17 protein-coding genes are annotated in these 17,306 nt (G+C 40.4%); 12 read left to right on the top strand and 5 right to left on the bottom strand.

From position 1 onward, the window contains the following. Nucleotides 1-24: 24 nt before the first annotated feature. On the bottom strand, nucleotides 25-765 hold the full coding sequence (locus tag JOC34_RS15860; RefSeq protein WP_205137763.1) for a gluconate 2-dehydrogenase subunit 3 family protein: 741 nt from the start codon (nucleotides 763-765) through the stop codon (nucleotides 25-27). A 293-nt stretch (nucleotides 766-1,058) separates the two neighbouring features. Between JOC34_RS15860 and JOC34_RS15855 the strand changes: the two genes are divergently transcribed. The 7 genes from JOC34_RS15855 to JOC34_RS15825 all read left to right on the top strand — a co-directional run bounded on the left by JOC34_RS15855 (nucleotide 1,059) and on the right by JOC34_RS15825 (nucleotide 7,336). Next, the gene (locus JOC34_RS15855) at nucleotides 1,059-1,433 is read left to right on the top strand and encodes a CidA/LrgA family protein (RefSeq protein WP_205137762.1); all 375 of its coding nucleotides are present in this window, start codon (nucleotides 1,059-1,061) and stop codon (nucleotides 1,431-1,433) included. Continuing rightward, nucleotides 1,426-2,112, top strand: a complete 687-nt coding sequence (locus tag JOC34_RS15850; protein ID WP_338062689.1) for an LrgB family protein — start codon at nucleotides 1,426-1,428, stop codon at nucleotides 2,110-2,112. Before JOC34_RS15855 ends, JOC34_RS15850 begins: the two co-directional genes overlap by 8 nt. Before the next feature lie 182 nt (nucleotides 2,113-2,294). Beyond that, complete coding sequence (locus JOC34_RS15845) at nucleotides 2,295-3,557, top strand: argininosuccinate synthase (RefSeq protein ID WP_205137760.1); 1,263 nt, start codon at nucleotides 2,295-2,297, stop codon at nucleotides 3,555-3,557. Continuing rightward, the gene (gene argH / locus JOC34_RS15840; protein WP_205137759.1) at nucleotides 3,554-4,978 is read left to right on the top strand and encodes an argininosuccinate lyase; all 1,425 of its coding nucleotides are present in this window, start codon (nucleotides 3,554-3,556) and stop codon (nucleotides 4,976-4,978) included. The genes JOC34_RS15845 and argH overlap by 4 nt, the downstream gene beginning before the upstream one ends. Before the next feature lie 70 nt (nucleotides 4,979-5,048). Continuing rightward, nucleotides 5,049-6,011 (top strand): ornithine carbamoyltransferase, encoded by a 963-nt coding sequence (gene argF, locus JOC34_RS15835; protein ID WP_205137758.1) that lies wholly within the window; start codon nucleotides 5,049-5,051, stop codon nucleotides 6,009-6,011. Nucleotides 6,012-6,136: 125 nt separating this feature from the next. After that, nucleotides 6,137-6,892 carry an SDR family NAD(P)-dependent oxidoreductase gene (locus tag JOC34_RS15830; RefSeq protein WP_205137834.1) on the top strand — a complete coding sequence of 252 codons (756 nt, stop codon included), beginning with the start codon at nucleotides 6,137-6,139 and terminating at the stop codon, nucleotides 6,890-6,892. An 18-nt stretch (nucleotides 6,893-6,910) separates the two neighbouring features. Beyond that, nucleotides 6,911-7,336 (top strand): MarR family winged helix-turn-helix transcriptional regulator, encoded by a 426-nt coding sequence (locus JOC34_RS15825; RefSeq protein WP_205137757.1) that lies wholly within the window; start codon nucleotides 6,911-6,913, stop codon nucleotides 7,334-7,336. A gap of 71 nt (nucleotides 7,337-7,407) precedes the next feature. Here the strand turns inward: JOC34_RS15825 and JOC34_RS15820 are convergent, their stop codons facing one another. Further along, entirely contained in the window at nucleotides 7,408-8,304 is an 897-nt protein-coding gene (locus JOC34_RS15820) for a DMT family transporter (RefSeq protein ID WP_205137756.1), read from the bottom strand. Between the two features lie 74 nt (nucleotides 8,305-8,378). After that, complete coding sequence (locus JOC34_RS15815) at nucleotides 8,379-9,440, bottom strand: NAD(P)/FAD-dependent oxidoreductase (protein WP_205137755.1); 1,062 nt, start codon at nucleotides 9,438-9,440, stop codon at nucleotides 8,379-8,381. 216 nt (nucleotides 9,441-9,656) lie between these two features. On the opposite strand from JOC34_RS15815, the gene JOC34_RS15810 reads away from it, so the two are divergent. From JOC34_RS15810 to JOC34_RS15800, 3 genes are all read left to right on the top strand, one after another. Next, the gene (locus tag JOC34_RS15810; protein ID WP_205137754.1) at nucleotides 9,657-10,796 is read left to right on the top strand and encodes an MFS transporter; all 1,140 of its coding nucleotides are present in this window, start codon (nucleotides 9,657-9,659) and stop codon (nucleotides 10,794-10,796) included. An 80-nt stretch (nucleotides 10,797-10,876) separates the two neighbouring features. Then, nucleotides 10,877-11,350 carry a PaaI family thioesterase gene (locus JOC34_RS15805; protein WP_205137753.1) on the top strand — a complete coding sequence of 158 codons (474 nt, stop codon included), beginning with the start codon at nucleotides 10,877-10,879 and terminating at the stop codon, nucleotides 11,348-11,350. A gap of 88 nt (nucleotides 11,351-11,438) precedes the next feature. Further along, complete coding sequence (locus JOC34_RS15800; protein WP_205137752.1) at nucleotides 11,439-11,732, top strand: TIGR04104 family putative zinc finger protein; 294 nt, start codon at nucleotides 11,439-11,441, stop codon at nucleotides 11,730-11,732. A 277-nt stretch (nucleotides 11,733-12,009) separates the two neighbouring features. Here JOC34_RS15800 and JOC34_RS15795 read toward each other — a convergent pair whose 3' ends face one another. After that, the gene (locus JOC34_RS15795; RefSeq protein ID WP_205137833.1) at nucleotides 12,010-12,447 is read right to left on the bottom strand and encodes a MarR family winged helix-turn-helix transcriptional regulator; all 438 of its coding nucleotides are present in this window, start codon (nucleotides 12,445-12,447) and stop codon (nucleotides 12,010-12,012) included. 184 nt (nucleotides 12,448-12,631) lie between these two features. Between JOC34_RS15795 and JOC34_RS15790 the strand changes: the two genes are divergently transcribed. After that, nucleotides 12,632-14,170 (top strand): MDR family MFS transporter, encoded by a 1,539-nt coding sequence (locus JOC34_RS15790; RefSeq protein ID WP_205137751.1) that lies wholly within the window; start codon nucleotides 12,632-12,634, stop codon nucleotides 14,168-14,170. 188 nt (nucleotides 14,171-14,358) lie between these two features. Continuing rightward, complete coding sequence (locus JOC34_RS15785; RefSeq protein WP_205137750.1) at nucleotides 14,359-14,769, top strand: VOC family protein; 411 nt, start codon at nucleotides 14,359-14,361, stop codon at nucleotides 14,767-14,769. Between the two features lie 212 nt (nucleotides 14,770-14,981). On the opposite strand, the gene helD is transcribed toward JOC34_RS15785, so the two are convergent. Next, a complete protein-coding gene (gene helD / locus JOC34_RS15780; protein ID WP_338062688.1) occupies nucleotides 14,982-17,285 on the bottom strand; it encodes an RNA polymerase recycling motor HelD in 2,304 nt (767 codons plus the stop codon). Nucleotides 17,286-17,306: the final 21 nt, after the last annotated feature.

Below are 17,306 nucleotides of genomic sequence, written 5' to 3'. Positions count from 1 at the left end.
TCTTCTATTCCCCTTTCATTTTACTTAAAGATGTTCGTGTAATGCGCTAGGTTTCATCTCTACAAAATCTTCTTCTTCAATTTCATTGATATAACTCATTTGGCTACCAGGGTATTCTTTCATTTTCCAACCAGCCATATCTTCATTTCCGCCATATAAAGGATCTGAATATGCGCCTGCAAGTGTCGCAGACCTTAACAGGTCAAAGAACTCTGAAGCTTTCACGCCTTTTAATTTCACTTTGTCATCTTCGAACTTCTGTAGTATTTTATCTTGCTGTTCCCCTTCTAGACTTGTAAAAGAATCGTTGAAATCTGATTGACTTTCTTTCTCAAGCGCCCGGATGCCCTGCATAAATATTTCGTGTCGCTTCAATGGTGATTGAAGCCCTTGAAAGGCTGTTCCATCATGAAATGGACCCTGCATATATTCCTGATCATTTCTTCCGTAGGATCCGGCTAATTGGTGATCGATAAAGTAAGGTACACCAAGCGCTAGCGCACCAGGTCCGTTATCATCTTCAGGGAAGATTCGCTCCGTTGCGGCTCCAAGCGTCTTAAAATCTGCTTGTCTAGTAAAATACATCAATGCCTGATTGAACTTTGCTTCTTTAACGGGAGCTGTGGAGGTTTGTTCTGATCCTTTAAAATTAACTCCAAGGAGTGAACCAAGCAATCCTCCGCCAACGACACCACCCGCTACATAACCTGAGTTTTTAACAAACTTTCTACGAGAAATTTTGGAATCCTTTTCTTCGTTAGCCATTTTCCTCCCCCTAATTTTTAATTTTGAATAAAATGTAAGTTATTGTCTATTCCACACAATTAAGAATATTAAACCTAAAATAGCTTGTAAATATAAAGGTACCTCAATTTTAAAAAAGATGATGTGAGCGCTTGCTCTTTATAAAGGCTTTCCATTTTCCTAATGGGGTGTTATATACTAATGAATAGATTGTGAGATTTTCAGGCTAAATGCTTTATTAATTAGGCTGGAAGAATTAGTATTGTATACTTGTGATGTTTTTATTTTTGTTAGAAAAGTAGGAGTGTTGAACGTTGTTGAAGCTGATTAAAATTATCATGCATATCATTATTTTATATGGCATTTATCTAATAGGAAACTGGATTCAGGTTGCGTTAAACCTGTTTATACCAGGAAGTGTAATTGGGATGGTGCTTCTGTTTATTGTTCTGATGACAAACATCATCAAGGTAACATGGATTGAGGAAGGATCGAAGTTAATTATCAATCATTTAACATTATTCTTTATCCCTGCAACGGTAGGCGTTATGAATTATTTTGAATTATTTAAAGGAAATGGCTTCCTGCTGGTTTTGATTGCGCTCTTGAGTACAGCGCTTGTGATGGCGTTATCGGGTGTTATAAGTCAGTGGTTGATGAGAAGGAAGGAAGTGCCGCATGATGAATAGTTTAATTGCCTTATTATCTATCGGCGGTACACTTGTAATCTATACTTTTGCGAGACAGCTTCATATCCGGGCCGCCCGCACATTTACATTACCTGTTATCACCTCAACATTTATCATTCTTGTCATTCTGTTAACGTTTCACATTCCGTATGAGACGTATATGATTGGCGGAGATTGGATTAATGAATTACTTGGTCCGGCTGTTGTTGCCCTGGCATATCCGCTTTACCAGCAACGCGACATACTGAAACAAGTGATGGTGCCAATTTTATGTGGTGCGTTGATCGGGGCAATCGTGGGAATTTCAACGGGAATATTATTGGCAAGGTGGGCGGGATTTGATGAACTTATCATCTATTCTTTAACGCCGAAATCCGTAACGACGCCGGTTGCGATGGCTGTTACCGAGTCATTGGGCGGGATTACACCACTGGCGGCAGTGTTCGTCATGATTGCTGGAATCGGTGGCGTGCTGATGAGCGCTGGTATCTTTAAGCTTTTCCGGATTGATCATTATCTAGGGCGTGGTGTCGGACTTGGCAGTGCGTCACATGCCATGGGTACGGCAAAGGCACTAGAAAGCAGTTTAGTAGAAGGATCCATCAGTACAATCGCAATGGTATTCAGTGCAATACTTGTATCCATCCTAACACCAGGGATGATTCTATTACTGATGTAGGCAGACATCTTACTTGATGGGAGATCCAAAAGGACCATAAGAAAATATTGAATTCCAAATACCTGTAATGATGCGGGTGTTTGGAATTTTTTAATATTTATTGCATTTACCCCTTGCATTAATATTCATTATAATGCATAATAATTCAATAATACTTATAAAAATAAAGGAGCGGTTGAGATATGGATAAGGAAAAGATTGTTTTAGCTTATTCAGGTGGTTTGGATACATCGGTTGCGGTGAAATGGTTACAGGATAACTATAACTATGATGTGATTGCAGTTGCGCTTGATGTTGGGGAAGGTAAAGATCTTGAGTTTGTTAAAAAGAAAGCATTGGATGTTGGTGCAATAAAGTCCTATGTGATTGATGCGAAGGCATTATTTTCAAATGAATATGTTTTGCCAGCATTACAGGCGAACTTACTATATGAAGGTAAATACCCACTGATATCAGCACTTTCCCGTCCATTAATCTCTAAGATCCTTGTTGATGTTGCGGAGAAAGAAGGCGCGGTAGCCGTAGCGCACGGTTGTACTGGTAAAGGAAATGATCAGGTTCGGTTTGATGTTTCTTTTACCGCACTGAATCCGAATTTAAAAATTGTTGCCCCGGTACGGGAATGGGCAATGACAAGAGATGAAGAAATTGCTTACGCAGAAGCACATGGTATCCCTGTTCCGGTTGATGTGAATAATCCATTCAGTATTGATCAGAACCTATGGGGACGTAGTAATGAGTGTGGCGTACTGGAGGATCCTTGGGTTGAAGCTCCTAAAGAGGCATATGATCTCACTGTAGATCCGGTTGCAGCACCTGATGAACCACAGGTCGTTCAAATTGCCTTTTCACAAGGAAAGCCTGTTTCTTTAGATGGGGAGCCACTTCCGTTAGAAGAACTGATTTTAAAACTAAATGATATCGCGGGTAAGCACGGGGTTGGACGGATCGACCATGTGGAAAACCGCCTTGTTGGTATTAAATCAAGAGAAATTTATGAAGCACCGGCAGCAATGACACTCATTGCTGCACACCAAGAGCTGGAAGCATTGACGTTACCAAGGGAAGTCGCACAGTTTAAACCAACGATCGAACAAAAGCTTGCGCAAACAGTCTATGATGGGCTTTGGTATTCTCCGTTAACAGATGCATTGAAAGCATTTATTAAAGAAACACAGACACATGTTTCCGGCAATGTAAAAGTTAAATTATATAAAGGCCATGCACAGGTAATCGGACGCGAATCTGCCCAGTCGTTATATGACTTTGACCTGGCAACATACAATGCAGGCGACGCTTTTGATCATGAAGCTGCATTAGGCTTTATCAAACTTTGGGGTCTGCCAACAAAAGTGCATGCCGAAGTGAATCAAACGCATATCAAGCAAGACGAGGACTCGATTGAAAAGGTTGACCTTGAAATAGAGGAAGCTGTGAAACAATGAAGTTATGGGGCGGGCGTTTTACGAAACCAACAAATGAACTAGTGGATGCTTATACGGCTTCCATCCATTTTGATAAAAGGTTAGCAAAATATGATATCCAGGGAAGTCTCGCCCATGTAGAAATGCTGAAGGTATGTGGGATTTTGCCAGCTTCGGATACGGAGGAGATTTCCAAAGGACTCAAAGCAGTTGCTGCAAAAATTGAAACAGGAGAAGCGGAGTTAAGTGAACAGCATGAAGATATTCATATGAATATTGAAAAGTTGCTTATCGATGAAGTTGGTCCTGTCGGAGGTAAACTGCATACAGGTAGAAGCAGGAATGACCAGGTAGCACTTGATATGCGCTTGTACTTGAGGGAAGCCTTGTTGGAAATTACCCAGTTGCTCGTTCATTTACAGGAAGCACTTCATCAACAAGCTAAAGCAAATTTGGACACGGTGCTCCCAGGTTATACGCATTTGCAGCGTGCACAGCCAGTATTGTTTGCCCATCACATGATGGCTTATGTGTTTATGTTTCAGCGTGATGTTGAGCGACTGACGGACAGTTGGAAACGGGTGAATAAATCACCGCTTGGTGCAGGTGCATTGGCGGGAACGACGTTTCCGATTGATCGGGAACTGGTAGCGGAGCAGTTACAGTTTGATGGCATTTGTGAAAATAGTCTTGATGCAGTAAGTGACCGTGATTTCGTTGTTGAATTTTTAGCGGATAGCGCATTGATTGCCGCGCACCTATCCAGATTGTGTGAAGAGCTTGTGCAATGGTCAAGTGCCGAGTTTAATTTTATTGAATTGGATGATGCCTTTTCAACGGGAAGCAGTATGATGCCACAGAAGAAGAATCCGGATGTCGCAGAGCTGGTTCGTGGGAAGACCGGCCGTGTATATGGTCATTTGATCGGTATGCTTACCACGTTGAAGGGACTGCCACTCGCTTACAATAAAGATATGCAGGAAGACAAGGAAGGTATGTTTGACACCGTGGAAACATTAAGAGGTGCACTTGCACTATTTGCTCCGATGGTAGAAACAATGGATGTCAAAAAAGAGAACATGTATGAAGCAGTTTCCAATGATTTTTCTAATGCCACTGATTTAGCGGATTACTTAGTTGGAAAAGGAATGGCATTTAGAGAATCACACGCGGTTGTGGGGCAGGTTGTCCTACATTGTATTAATGAAAACAAATATCTGTTGGATCTAACATTAGAAGAATTTCAGGACTTCTCAGCATTGATCGAGGAAGATATTTTTACTTTGTTAAGGCCAGAAGCAGTTGTAAATGCACGTGACGTTGCCGGTGGAACAGCTAAAAATAGAGTGGAAGACCAAATAACACTAGCAAATAAATTGTTTGAAGCAAGTAAAGTTTGGATTTTAGAGCATGAAGAAGCCATCGTATTAAAAAATAACTAAATGGTGTGTTCAAAAGACCGGTAAAAAGGACTGTATGAACATCCCTTAAACTAAAGGAGTGTATGTTTAGATGGGAATCGTGGCGAATAAAGTGACTTTGGAACAACAACTTGCAGGTAGAGATTTTTTAACGCTTGCAGATTACAATAAAGAGGAGATTGGTTATTTATTAGAGTTGGCCGCACATGTCAAGCAGCAGAAGCAGTCAGGAAATATAGAACAGCCATTAAAAGGAAAAACACTTGGCATGATTTTTGAAAAATCCTCTACGAGAACGCGCGTATCTTTTGAAGCGGGCATTTATCAATTGGGTGGAACCGGATTATTTTTAAAGTCTGATGATATTCAAATTGGCAGAGGTGAACTTATCTCCGATACGGCAAAAGTACTTTCCGGCTATTTGGATGGCATCATGATCCGTACGTATTCGCAAAAAGATGTAGAAGCGTTGGCGAAGCACGCGAGTATCCCGGTGATTAATGGTTTAACGGATACGTATCATCCTTGCCAGGTGTTGGCAGATATGCAGACGATTCAGGAAGTTAAAGGCGGCTTAAAAGGCATAAAGGTTGCTTATATTGGGGATGGAAACAATATGGCACATTCCTTGATGCTTGGTGGAGCCACAATGGGAATGAATATAAGTATAGCAGCACCCGAAGGTTATCAGCCGGATGAGGCGATTACAGAAAAGGCAATGTCACTTGCCGGTGTTGAAGGCTGTAAAGTGGAAGTAACGGATAATCCTGAGCAGGCTGTCCAGCAAGCTGATGTGATCTATACGGACGTATGGGCCAGCATGGGTCAAGAAAGCGAGCAAACATTAAGAGAAAAAAAGTTTGCTGATTATCAGGTAAACAAAGAATTATGTTCACTGGCCAAGAAAGATGCAGTTATTATGCATTGCCTCCCTGCGCATCGTGGTGAGGAAGTCACCGCAGACATTATTGATGGAGAACAATCGGTCATCTTTCAGCAGGCGGAAAATAGACTGCATGCACAAAAGGCACTTATGACTGCCTTAATGGGATAAATTAAAGGATAGATTTCATAGATAAATAGGGCTGGCTTACATAAGCCAGCCCTATTTATTGCATAATACTTCAACGTTAAACTATTTAGTGTTAAACTATATATTGACGAAGGAGATGTTTAATGATGAGGAAACTAGAGAATAAGATTGCAATTATAACTGGTGGGGCATCAGGAATTGGAAAAGGTATGGCTATGGCTTTTGTAAAAGAGGGAGCAACGGTTGCCATTGTCGATTTGAACGAAGAAATTGGACATGAAACAATAAAGGAATTACAAATCTATCAGCCGAAATCAATGTTTATTCAAGCAAACCTTGCCGAACATGATAAATTAGCAGGTATCGTTCAACAGGTGATTGATAAATTTGGTAAACTAGATATTTTAGTGAACAATGCACATGCTTCAAAAAATATGCCGTTTGAACAGGTTACGCAGCAGGATTTTGATCTATCCTTTGGTACAGGTTTTTATCCAACTTATTATCTGATGCAGGCAGCTCTACCGTATTTAAAGGAATCAAAAGGGAAAATAATTAACTTCGCATCTGGTGCAGGAATTAACGGCGATGCAACCCAGGCAACTTATGCAGCAGCAAAAGAGGCTATTCGTGGGATTTCACGTGTAGCAGCAAATGAATTTGGACCATTTGGAATTAATGTGAATTTAATTTCCCCGATCGCAAACTCACCTGCTGTACAGAAGTGGGCGAAAGAAGAGCCGGAATATTATCAATCCATGCTTTCAAAAATTCCGTTGCGCAGACTTGGAGAGCTTGAAGAAGATATCGGACGTGCCGCTGTATTTCTAGCTAGTGAGGACTCAGATTATATTACTGGACAGACGATCATGGTAGATGGTGGAGCAACAAAACTGCGTTAAATGAATAGGAGGGAAGAGATGGATGAATCAAATATTTTTAAATTGATTCGTACAATTGAGTTGTTTACAAATGAAACAATTATAAGGTGGACAAAGGCATTTCAGCCAAACCTCGGGATATCCTCCATTCTGGTTCTGGCTGAATTAAGAGATAAGGGCGAGCAAAAACAGTCCTCCTTGTCCAATGGATTAGGCTATACACCAGGGGCCATGACCAATATTGCCAATAAGCTAATTAAAGAAGGCTATGCAGAGCGAAAATATAATCAAGACGATCGCCGACTAGTTTTACTTGTGATTACAGACAAAGGAATTTCCGTCTTAAACGAGGCCAGGCAAACAGGAGAAGCGTTAAGAAAAGAGCTTTTTTCTGTGCTAAGTGAAGCGGAAATAGCACAGCTTTTAGTGATTCATGAAAAATTGTTAAAGGGATTGGGTAAATAGCCTATTATCTTTGTTAGGTTATCGATCAAAAGGGTTGAATATATATTCAACCCTTTTAATCTGCAAAATATTTATCCTGCGTCTTTATATGCAATCCGGTTCTTTTGCTGAATCAGGAATAAAAAGACACCAGTCAGTACGAAAATGCCACCAATAATTTGCCAGCCGACAAGTCGTTCACCTAAAAGCAATACAGCTAATAGCGTTGCCCCAACTGGCTCACCTAAAACACTCATGGATATCGTTGTTGAATTTACATAGTTTAATAACCAGTTGAAAATAACATGCGCAATCGTTGGGAAGATCGCCAATAGTAGGAAAATCCCCCAATCTTGTTTTTCATAGCCAACAAAATCAATGCCCGCGATTAGGTTATAGATGCCTAGAAAAATGGCGGCAAACGAAAACACACAAAAGCTATAGATCCAATGCGATATTTTCCGTACGATATTTTGCCCAATCAACAGATAACAAACCACGGCAATCACACATAAGAAAGACAGGATATCCCCGATAATTGCTTCTTTACCTAACCCAATATCACCCCAGCCAATCATCATGACGCCAACAATGGCAATCCCCATCGTAACCAATGCCGCTTTGTTTGTCCGTTCTTTATATAAAATAAATCCGCCAACCAAAGCAACTACAGGCTGCAAGGCAAGTATGACTGTGGAACTGGCAACCGTAGTTAACTTCAACGACCCGAACCAAAGTGCAAAATGCATGGCAAGGAAAAAGCCGGAGAAGACTAAAAAGAACCAATCCTTTTTCGTGATTTGTTTAAATGCATCCCGTTTTTTCCATGCAATTGGAATAATAAATATACTGGCAAAAACCATACGGTACATACTTAAAATAGTAGAGGGTGCATCGGACCATTTAACAAAAATAGCCGCGAAGGAAATGGCAATAATAGAGATGATTAGTGGAATACTGATAGATTTCGGTTTGTCTTGATGATTCATTTTTCTTTAGCTCCTTCATAAAAGTAAAAAAGGATCAGGGTATAAACCTGATCCCTCTCCACATTTTATACAATTTAATGACGTTTATTCAACCAAAGCACCCCAGACTTTGCAATGCGTGGTACAAGCCCTGTGATTGGCATTTGCATCATGTTGCCAAAGCCATCTGACTTACCTAAGGATCCAAGTGTACCTTTTAGTTTTATTTCTTTTGGTTTCTTTGGTTTCTTATCCTGTAATACAGCTAATAAAACTTCGGCGATCTGTTCCCCCTGTTGACCGGCCAACTGACCACTTGGGGAGAACTCAGAGGAAGCACAGTCTCCAACAACATACACGTTTGGACTTTCTGGTACCTGATAATAATCGTTCAATACGATTTTTTCTTGTCTATCTTTTGTAAATGGTAATTCTCTTACTAAGTGATGTGGCTGCACTCCTGCTGTCCAAATGGTAACGTCGTTGACATAGCAAACACCGTTGTTACATACGCCGTCTTTCTCCACATACTCAACATTGGCGTGGTGTAGCACATCTACATCGTTTGCAATAAACCATTCCGCAACATAGTCTTGAATTTTTGAATCAAATGCCTTCAATACAGATGCTCCCCGATCAAGCAATCGGATGTTTAAGTCCGGTCTGCTTTCTCTAATTTCAGAAGCAACCTCAATCCCGCTTAGACCAGCACCTACGATGGATACTTTTCCGTAGGCCTTCAAATTCCCGACAGCAAGACCAGTATGACGCGCCTTGGCGAATGTTTGGACACTTTCTGTAAATTCCTCTACGCCTTCAACCCCATGGTAATTATCTTCACATCCGAGTCCAATCACGAGGTAATCATAGGAAATAACTTCCGTTGAATTTTCAAATGTGATTTTTTGGTTTTCTGAATCAATCTTATTAATCTCTTTATAAACATAGTTAATCCGGTTATCATCAGGAAAATCCAGTCGCACATCCCGCTCAGCGACTGTCCCTGCTGCGATTGTAAAAAACTCTGTCTTCAATGAGTGATATGGATTCCGATCAACTAGTGTAATGTGCACATCTTCAGGTAATTGATGGTCTAATAGACTGAGCAGAATCTTTATTCCGCCGTAACCACCACCCAAAATGACTAACCTTTTCATATTAAAATCCCCCTGCCCTTTGTGAAATAAATTCGGGTTATCCACGTGAAAAAATAAAAATTTAAAATGGCATAGAAAACGCTCCTGCCTAAAGAGTAACAAATGTAAGACTAGAAAACCAGAGGGATCTCTAAGTCTGATTTTTTAGTAAATCCTTTTTATTTAATATCCTGTATTTTGCGGTATAATACAGAGGTAGAAAGAGAGGAATTACTTATGACTAAAATGCTCTACTTTATTATTATTGTTTCTTTTTTAGATACATTTATCCAATTGCCAATTATAACACCTTATGCGTTGGAACTCGGTTCATCGCATATTCTAGCGGGAGGTATTGTCGCGATTTACTCGCTTACAAATATGATAGGTAATATTATAGGCGGTCATTGGAACGATCGTTTCGGACGAAAAAGGATGTTGTTGGTAGGTATGCTTGGTGCAGCCTTCATTCTATTGTTATATCCATTTGCACAAACGGGTGAACAGCTTTTCGTGATTCGATTGCTACACGGTTTGGCTGGCGGTGTCTTAATTCCTGCAGCTTTCGCCTATGTAGGTGATCAGACAAATAAAAACACCAGAGGAAAATCGATGGCATTAACAGGTGCATGTATCGGAACAGCAGCTATCATTGGTCCAGCACTCGGCGGAATCATGGCTGCAAGATCTCAAATTGATTATGTTTTCTTCCTTGTCGCCGGATTATTTTTTATCGCTACGATACTATTATTATTGTTTGTGAAGGAGTCCTTTACCTCCTCGGAAAGGGAAGGTGTTTCCCTCAAGCACTTTGTTCCATTAATGAAGGATAGATTGCTACTGCAAGCTTCGTTGGCAGCTTTTGCTTTGATGGTTAGTAATGGTACATTAGCATTTGCTCTCCCATTAAAAGTAGCGGAAATGGGACTCGATTCGGAAACAACAGGTATGCTGCTGAGTACATTCGGCATTGTTGCCTTAATCGTCTTTTTGACGCCGTTAAATCGGATGTTTGATCATTTCTCATCTATTATATTGGTTGTTATTGGCTTATCCATGATTGCTTTTGTACATATATTGCTGAACTTTACTGCCAATTATACTATTAGCTTTTTACTAATGGTTGTATATGGGGTTGGATTTGCGTTTGTATTCCCGGCAATGAATCGAATCGTCGCCGACGCGTCCTCGAAGGTTGACCGGGGAAAAGCTTATGGTATTTTCTATGCATTTTTCTCCCTTGGTTCTGTTGTCGGATCCTTTATGTCCGGAGCTGCAGCTGAAATTATTGGGTTGCCCTTTACAACTAGCGCGGCGATTATGCTAACTATTGGCATGGTTTTATTGTATATGTCTAGAAAGAATAAACACACTTAAAAAGGGGACTGTCCCCTTTTTAATCGTGCGCAGGGTAATTCTGATATGTTATACTATTCTAAAAAGGGAGGCGATTTGTAATGGGGAAAGTTATAAACGCAATTCAAGATGAGTATGCTGACGATTATTCCTGGTGTTATGGTTGTGGCAGGTTGAATGAAGAGGGAATGCATTTACGAACAGGTTGGCAGGGGGAGAAAACCGTAACGGTATATGAACCACGACCGGAGCAAACAGCCATCCCTGGTTTTGTTTATGGGGGTTTAATTGCATCGCTAATAGATTGTCATGGTACAGGGTCAGCCTCCCTTGCATTGCATCGGAAAAATGGCCATGAACCTGGAGATGGTGTTGAACCACCAAGATTTGTAACCGCCTCATTAAATGTGAACTTTGTAAAACCAACACCACATGGCGTGCCTTTAAAAGCAGTCGGTACAATAGAGGAAATCCATCCAAAGAAATGGAAGATACATACAGAAGTTTTTGCAGATGATGTATGTTGCGTAACCGGAGAAGTAGTAGCGGCCGTAATGCCGAAGACGTTTATGTAAGGGGACTGTCCCCCACAATACTACCACGTTAAAGCGCTAAAGCGATAAGGGACTGTCCTTTGATAATAAGAAGAAGGTGGGTCTAGTGATGCCGGTTTGCCAAAGTTGCGGGAAAGAATGGACATGGAAACAGACGATGAAAACATTGTTTAAATTGAAATGCCCCTATTGCGGGGAAAAGCAATATGAGTCAGCCAAATCCAGAATGAAGAACGGTATGATTAGTGTATTGATCAGTTTAATTGCAATGCTTGCAGCAAATATATTATTGGACCTATCGCTCGTTTCAGCAATTATATTCGGTCTTCTAGCCGTCGTCATTTTGTTTAGTGTCTACCCATTCGTATTGAAACTGTCTAATGAAGAAGAACCTTATTGGTAACAAAAGGAACAGTTTCGTTATATTACTCAACGTATTAACTAGTTTGTAGGATTGAAAGCGTGACTATATTAGTAGGGGAATAATGGTTATACGTAATAGGTGTTGAAAAATTTCCGTCACATAAAGTGAAACTTCATTCAGTAGGGGTTTTACTGCCCGTCAAACTGCGATAAAAATAAAATAGAAAGTCAAATCAAAAACCATTTTGCTCAATTATTGTTCAAAATGGTTTTTTCTTGTTTATTTTAATATAAGGTTCCATACGAAAATATTAAGTTCAGGAAGAAGACTTGTTACTTTTAGTGGAGCTAAGATGTTGAATCTGATCCTCCAGAACCGTACCTGCTTTATCTAGAAACTGCGTTATAAGCTCCAGTTCTTCAGGTGTATAAGATGAAGCCAGTTTAATCATTGCTTTGTGAAGTGGGTCGTACGCATTGACCATCTCTTCTTTTGTTTCATATTCGGGGACAATAATCACTCTCCGTCGGTCACTGGGATCATTTTGCCTGCGAACATAACCAATTTTTTCAAGTCGGTCAACTAATGCGGTGACGCTACCCGTAGCAAGCCCAGTTTTCTTTGATAGCTCTCCGGCAGTGATTGGACCAGTTTCACGCAGGATATCTACGGATGTGAAATCATGATTGTATAACCCAAGAGAGCTAGCTACGTTTTGTTGGTATAATACCGTTCTGGTCCCCAGTCCACGCATGAGCGAGACAAAGTTTTCCTGTGAATCTGTAGTTTTATTTTGTTGATAGCTTGACAAAAGAAAAACCTCCCTTTAAAGTATATCTTGATGATCGAGATATTCGACAAACTAGATACTTGTTTATCGTGCAATTATATAAGTCCATTATATCGAAGTCATTAATAGATTGTAAAGGGGTTTACAGATGGAGACTGCAAAAAGTAATACGAAGTTAGTTGTGGCAGGCTTGTTACTGGCTGTATTTATGTCAGCGATTGACAATACCATTGTTGCAACGGCAATGGGATCGATTGTATCCGACCTTGGTGGACTAGATAAATTCGCTTGGGTTACGGCTGCTTATATCGTCGGAACAATGGCAGGTATGCCGATATTTGGTAAATTATCCGATATGTATGGCAGAAAAAGATTTTTTATTTTTGGTATATTGATGTTCTTATTTGGTTCGGTACTGTGCGGTTTTGCTCAGTCTATGGAGCAGCTCAGTATTTTTCGTGCAATTCAAGGGGTTGGCGGCGGCGCGTTGATGCCAATAGCCTTTACTATTGTATTTGACATCTTTCCACCAGAAAAACGGGGGAAAATGATTGGATTGCTTGGTGCAGTATTCGGTGTAGCAAGTGTTGTTGGCCCACTTCTCGGTGCTTTTATTACAGACGCTTTAGGCTGGGCATGGATATTTTATATTAACGTGCCGATTGGTATCATTTCGTTCATTCTGACTATGAAGTATTATAAAGAATCTTTGTCGTATACGAAGGAGAAGATCGACTGGTGGGGGGCCTCGACACTTGTTATTGCTGTCGTTAGCTTGATGTTTGCACTGGAGCTGGGGGGCGATCAGTATGAATGGAATTCAACACCTATCATTGCATTGTTTGCCAGTTTCACTGTTTTCGCTATTGTGTTCCTTTTCGTGGAATGGCGAGCTGAAGACCCAATATTGCCGTTCTTTTTGTTTAAACGTCGTTTATTTGCTACTTCCCAAATTCTAGCTTTTCTGTATGGCGCTACATTTATTTGCTTGGTCGTTTATATTCCTATCTATGTTCAGGCGGTATATGGAGCCACGTCTACCAGTGCTGGACTGATCCTGACACCAATGATGCTAGGGACTGTTGTAGGAAGCGCGATGGGAGGTATCTTCTCGACAAAAACAAGTTATCGCAACTTGATGATCCTTTCCGTTATTCCTTATTTTGTTGGAATGTTTTTGCTCGGTACGCTTACACCAGATTCAGCCCGTATGACGCTTACGGTATATATGATTCTCGTAGGATTTGGTATGGGATTCTCGTTTTCATTGCTACCGACGTCTTCTCAGCATAATTTGGAATCTCGCCACCGTGGTACGGCAATCTCAACCAATTCGTTCGTACGTACGCTTGGAATGACGCTAGGAGTTACTATTTTTGGTACGATTCAAAGCAAGATGTTTACCAATAATCTAACTGAAGGTTTCAAGGGTATGGGGGAGAATACGGATGCAGTAATGGGGAATGTGAGTGACGTGAGTCAGATTTTCGAACCAAGTGTGCGTGCAAATGTGCCTACTGTAATTCTAGAGAAAATTATTGATGCAATGTCCAACTCAGTTGCGCATATTTTCCTCCTTTCACTTATTCCGGTCGGCATTGCGGTCATCGTTGTCTTCATGATGGGGAATACCCGGGTTACCGTTTCAGAAAATGGAGATGACGAAGCAAAGCATGATTCGTTGTAAACTGCTTGGCTTTCTATAAATAGCCTCAAATAATCAATTAGGTATTTTACCTTTTAGGAGCTAATTTGAATGAAGCAATCGGATGGCTTTTGCACTTTGCTAAGGATTTGGAAGGAATCAAACGTTTTGCAAAAAGCAAAACATGCATGTAATAAGCAAAAAACAAAAGAAAAAGTGAGGGGATTACAATGAAGATCAACCATCTTAATTTAACAGTAACGGATGTCGCTGCGGCAAAAAAGTTCTTAGAAACCTATTTTGGCCTAGGATGTAGTTTAAACCTAGGAAATGCGATGGTCGGCATGTATGATGACGATGGATTTTTGTTAAATTTAATGAAAGGTAAGGATGTAAACTATCCAAAAACATTCCATGTTGGTTTTCCACAAGAAACTAAAGAAGAGGTGGATGCGTTGAACCAACATTTAAAAGCGGATGGATTTGAAGTAGAGGAACCTGCACTCTCTCATGGATCCTATACTTTTTATCTTCAAGCGCCAGGAGGGTTTACGATCGAAGCCTATTGTCTCATAGAAGGGGAAGATCCGACCGCTGGAAAGATTCCCAGTTTCGGGAAGACAAAGGGCACTTCTTTTTAAATGCTTTTTACAATATAGGAATGAACAGATTCTGGCGGGATTGAAATTGATGGAGAAAATCCCTTCTTAATTTAGAAATTATTCCCGCTTCATCAAAAAAGGAACATTCTCCCACCAGATTAAAGTGATAATAGGGTGGGAAATGTTGCTTTCTTACTGCATAAATGCAACTAAGGCAATTCGCCCAAAAGGCCTGGCGAATGCCAAGTTTTCTAATAAACATATGTTTCAGGCGAAGCTTCTTCAATAAACCTGTTACTCTCTTCCAATGAGAACATATGCAGCTCATGCATGGCCCGGGTACAGGCGGTATAGAAAAGATTTCTTTCCGATTCTTTGCTATAGTCGGATGCATCATAAATGATGACTGCATCAAATTCGATGCCCTTGGCTAAATAAGCAGGGAGAATTAACAGTCCTTTGTTAAACGTGTATGTTTCCTGATCCATCAATTGAACGGTAGTTTGCGACTTCAACTGCTGATAAGCTTGGTTGCTTTCCGCCATCGTTTTGCAGATAATCGCAATCGTTTGGTGTCCCGATGATTGCAAAAGATGAATTCGATCAAGCATTTTCTCACTTAACTCCTGTTCATTATTTCGGATTGTCAATGTTGGCTTATCACCGTCCCGGTTAAAGGGTTCGATCTGTTCGCCCCCTTCGATCAACTGTCTCGTAAATTCGACAATCGGTTTGGTGGAACGGTAACTGCGCATTAGTTGGATCTTTTCCTGTTTGTCCGTTGCAACGTTTTCTAGGATAGAGGTTGAAGTCAACGAATGGACATAAATTGCTTGATTCATATCTCCCAATATTGTCATATGGCAATGGGGAAAAAGTGCTTGCAAATAAGCAAACTGAAATGGTGAATAATCCTGTGCCTCATCAATAAAAACATGTTGAATATGTGTGTAGGATTTTCTTCCTTGAAGTTGGTCGAGAAAATAAATATATGGCGTTACATCCTCCCAGAATAGTTCATCATTGTTTAGTTTTTCCAGTGTTGTTTTACATATGGATTTCCAGTTTTCAGGCAAGCTACCCAATGCTTTCTCATCGTTGAAAAGTTGATTGTAGCTTGCTTTTACATCCATAAATCCTAAATCACTAATCATCTCTTTAATCGGCTGAAAATGTTCACGAACCACATTCTCGCTTAGTATTTCCCATTCCTGATCCACGTCGTCAAAGGTTTCGTCTTCATATTGCTGATTTCTTTGTGCTTCATGATACGCATCCATATAGTCCGCTTTGTCTAGCAGTTCAATTTCCTCCGTCACCCAATCTTCGTATTGTTCATAGCGTTCCTGTTCCTCGATTTTATCCATAAGCCATTCCGCTACCATTTCCAATCGGTTTGGGATCGAGATCGAAGTCTCGAATCCATAAAAGTGCTGTTGTATTTTTTCGGCAGAAACGATTGTCCTCTCCTGGAAGGTAATATCATGAAATTGTAATCCTTGTTGGGCTAATTCATCTATATAATTGTCGATGAACGCTTTAAATGCCAAGCTGGATTTATATTGTATGCCTTCGATCCGGATTGCATTATCTTTGGTCGTAAGGATGGTTTCCATCTGCTCGAAAGGGTCTTCTATAAGATGTTGCGTCCCAATACGTTCCGCTGCATACTCCTGGAAGGTAGTTTGACGCATGTTTTCTTCGCCGAGTTCAGGAAGAACGGTTGCTACATAGCTATTGAATAATGGGTTAGGGGAAAATAAAAGCATGTTCCCTGCTTGCAATGTTTTGCGATTCGTATAAAGCAAATAGGCAATTCGTTGAAGAACTGCTGATGTTTTTCCGCTTCCTGCGACACCTTGAACAATCAACAGTTTACTTTTTTCATCCCGGATAATTCGGTTTTGCTCCTGTTGGATTGTGGAGACAATGCTTTTCATCTTTGTACTGGAATGGTTCCCAAGCATTTTCTGTAGTAAATGATCACCAATAGTTAAACCTGTATCAAATAATCCTTCTATTTCGCCATTTTTTATAATGAATTGCCGCTTTAATGAGATTTCACCTTGAATGGATCCGTCCATTGTTTCGTATTTGGCTTGGCCTAAGGTGTAATCATAGTACATGCTTGAAATAGGTGCTCGCCAGTCATAGACTAAAAAGTTTTCGTCTGCTTTATCCATTAATGAGGCCATCCCGATGTAAATAGAATCTGGATAGTTTTCGCCATCTTCCAGGAAATCAATCCGCCCAAAATAAGGACTATCATGTAGTCGATCAAGCGTTTTTAATTGGTCATGCTGATGCCCGTGACTTCTTTCCTTTTCGGACAACAATTCAGCTTGTTGTTTGATACTGGCCTGCGTTTCAATGATGTCATCTGGTTCATCGACGTTTACAGTTACATCCTCCCAGAAATTTTTCCGTAATTCGATGATGCCTTTCTTTAGGCTTCCTGTATTTTGTTGTAGGTGAGTTTGCTTCGCTTCAATTTCAAATATTACATCGTTTACGCGCCGTTGTTCTTGTAACAATAATTTGCTCTTATTATCCACCCAAACACTCCCTATGAAAAT

The organism is Virgibacillus halotolerans (assembly GCF_016908515.1).
GTDB classification, from domain to species: domain Bacteria; phylum Bacillota; class Bacilli; order Bacillales; family Amphibacillaceae; genus Virgibacillus_M; species Virgibacillus_M halotolerans.
The sequence above is the reverse complement of the archived record's forward strand: the minus strand, read 5'-3'. Positions and strand labels throughout refer to the sequence as shown.